This window comes from Mycobacterium sp. 852002-10029_SCH5224772, assembly GCF_001667315.1.
In the GTDB taxonomy this organism is placed as follows: domain Bacteria; phylum Actinomycetota; class Actinomycetes; order Mycobacteriales; family Mycobacteriaceae; genus Mycobacterium.
Genome location: NZ_LZHT01000133.1, coordinates 1 through 2,930, shown reverse-complemented (window position 1 = coordinate 2,930; position 2,930 = coordinate 1). Strand labels below are relative to the sequence as shown.

The window sequence follows — 2,930 nt, the reverse complement described above, 5'->3', positions numbered from 1 at the left end:
ACAGAAGGTCCAGTCCGCGGGCAACAACATGGCCAGCACCGACAGCGCCGTCGGCTCCAGCTGGGCCTGACGCCTCGACCACAGGCGCGGCAGCACACCGACGGGTGGTGTGCTGCCGCGTCCTGCGGTTACCGTGCAGTGTGACGCTTGAGCTATTCAGGGACCAATTGAGGAATTGATGGACCAACAGAGCACCCGCACCGACATCACCGTCAACGTCGACGGCTTCTGGATGCTCCAGGCGCTGCTGGACGTTCGCCACGTAGCCCCGGAATTGCGTTGCCGGCCCTACGTTTCCACCGACTCCAACGACTGGCTCAACGAGCATCCCGGGATGGCGGTGATGCGCGAGCAGGGCATCGTCGAGAACGACCAGGTCAACGAGCACGTGGCCGCGCGGATGAAGGTGCTGGCCGCGCCCGACCTCGAGGTGGTCGCCCTGCTGTCGCGGGGCAAGCTGGCCTACGGCGTCCTCGATGACGACAATCAGCCCCCGGGCTCGCGCGACATCCCGGACAACGAGTTTCGTGTAGTCCTGGCCCGCCGCGGCCAGCACTGGGTGTCGGCAGTTCGGGTCGGCGGTGAGATCACCGTCGACGACGTCGCCGTCGCGGACAGCGCCTCGATCGCGTCGTTGGTGATCGACGCGCTGGAATCAATTCACCACGCCGAGCCTGCGGCGATCAACGCCGTCAACGTCCCGCTCGAGGAGATGCTAGAAGCGACGAAGTCGTGGCAGGAGTCGGGTTTCAACGTGTTCTCCGGCGGCGACCTGCGCCGGATGGGCATCAGCGCCGCCACCGTGGCCGCGCTGGGCCAGGCGCTGTCGGACCCCGCCGCCGAAGTCGCGGTGTACGCCCGCCAGTACCAGGACGACGCCAAGGGCCCCAGCGCGTCCGTGCTGTCGCTCAAAGACGGCTCTGGGGGTCGCATCGCGCTCTACCAGCAAGCCCGGACCGCGGGTTCGGGGGAGGCGTGGCTGGCCATCTGCCCGGCCACCCCGCAGCTGGTGCAAGTGGGCGTCAAAACCGTGCTGGACACACTTCCCTACGGCGAGTGGAAAACCCACAGTAGGGTGTGACGTTCGCGCGAAACACAGAGTTCACTAATGTCGTCGCACTCAACATGCGCTTGAGCTGCGAACACGGCATACTTCTTGCAGGGCATCAGCAAATCTCAAACCGGTGTCAACCACAACTCTTAATCGCAAGGCGAGGCAGATGGAATTCCAATTAGTCGGAATGCACTGCGCGGGGGGCCGCAGCACCTCGGCGAGTACCCCGGCGCCGGCGAGCATGCGACCGGCGGCACGGGCTCACACATTCATGACGGTAGGGAGTGCATGACGATGACTGCGGTAGTTGAAATACCACAGCCTGACGTAGAGGGCATCTCACAGCCCCAGGCGGTTGTCGTCGGCGTGATGGCCGGCACGGGTGTCCAGATCGGTGTCCTGCTGGACGCCAACGCCCCCGTCTCGGTGATGACCGACCCGTTGCTGAAGGTGGTCAACAGCCGGCTCCGCGAGCTCGGTGAGACCCCGCTGGAAGCCGCGGGCCGGGGTAGATGGGCGCTGTGCCTCGTGGACGGCTCGCCGCTGCGGGTCACCCAATCGCTGAGCGAGCAGGACGTCTACGACGGCGACCGACTGTGGATCCGGTTCATCCCGGACACCGAGCACCGCTCGCAGGTCATCGAGCACATCTCCACCGCGGTCGCCGCGAACCTCAGCAAGCGCTTCGCCGCCATCGACCCGGTGGTCGCCGTGCAGGTCGGTGCGTCGATGGTGGCCATCGGGGTGACGGCCGCGACCGGTTTGCTCGGCTGGTGGCGTTGGCACCACAACTCGTGGTTGCCGACGGTCTACGCGGGCGTGATCGGCATGCTGGTACTCGGTGTTTCCCTGTTGCTGCTGATGCGCGCCCACACGCAGCAGGAACGGCGCGTGGCCGACATCATGCTGTTGAGCAGCCTTGCGCCGGTGTCGATCGCCGCGGCGTCGGCGCCGCCGGGCGGCGTGGGATCGCCACAAGCGGTGCTGGGCTTCGGCGTCCTCACCATCGCCGCGATCCTCGCGTTGCGTTTCACCGGGCGTCGGTTGTCGATCTACACCGCGATCGTCACCGTCAGCTCGATCGCGGGGCTGGCCGCGCTGGCGCGCATGGTTGCCATGACCAGCGCCGTGACGCTGTTGACGTGCGTCGTGCTCGTGTCGGTTCTGATCTACCAAAGCGCACCGGCGATCTCGCGGCGGCTGGCCGGCATCCGCCTACCCGTCTTCCCGTCGGCCACCAGCCGATGGGTGTTCGAGGCCCGGCCCGACCTGCCCACCACGGTGGTGCGCTCCGACGGGGGCCCTCCGGTTCTGGAGGGACCCGCCTCGGTCCGCGACGTGCTGACGCAGGCCGAACGTGCCCGTTCCTTCCTCTCGGGTTTGCTGACCGGGCTCGGCGTACTGATGGTCGTCTCGCTGACATCGCTGTCGGACCCGCACACCGGGCAACGCTGGCTGCCGGTGCTGCTGGCGGGTTTCAGCGCGGGATTCCTGTTGCTGCGCGGCCGCTCCTACGTCGACCGCTGGCAGGCGATCACCCTGGCCGGTACCGGAGTGCTGATCGTCGGCGCCGTCGTGATGCGCTACGCGCTCGTGCTGCAGTCTTCGCTTGCGGTGTCGATCTGCGCGGCCATCCTGGTTTTGGTGCCGGCGGCGGGTCTTACGGCCGCGGCCGTGGTACCGAACACCGTCTATAGCCCGCTATTCCGCAAATTCGTGGAATGGATTGAATACCTCTGCCTGATGCCAATTTTCCCGCTGGCATTGTGGTTGATGAATGTCTATGCAGCAATCCGCTATCGCTGACGGCAAAGTGTTCACCTCGTCGCTGGACGCCGACGCCGACGGCCGCGAGGGCTCGACCTATGTGTGGACG

The 2,930-nt window shown here is 66.4% G+C and carries 2 protein-coding genes and 2 pseudogenes; all 4 read left to right on the top strand.

The window, feature by feature from the left end; all coding sequences use genetic code 11:
* Positions 1 to 70 (top strand): annotated as a pseudogene (locus A5775_RS25600) (type VII secretion protein EsxI); the annotation flags it as partial.
* 108 nt (positions 71 to 178) lie between these two features.
* Positions 179 to 1,081 carry an ESX secretion-associated protein EspG gene (locus A5775_RS22870; RefSeq protein WP_067257600.1) on the top strand — a complete coding sequence of 301 codons (903 nt, stop codon included), beginning with the start codon at positions 179 to 181 and terminating at the stop codon, positions 1,079 to 1,081.
* 267 nt (positions 1,082 to 1,348) lie between these two features.
* Positions 1,349 to 2,860 (top strand): type VII secretion integral membrane protein EccD, encoded by a 1,512-nt coding sequence (eccD, locus tag A5775_RS22865; protein ID WP_067257602.1) that lies wholly within the window; start codon positions 1,349 to 1,351, stop codon positions 2,858 to 2,860.
* Positions 2,856 to 2,930, top strand: a pseudogene (locus A5775_RS26335) (hypothetical protein); the annotation flags it as partial. The gene eccD and the pseudogene A5775_RS26335, both read left to right, overlap by 5 nt.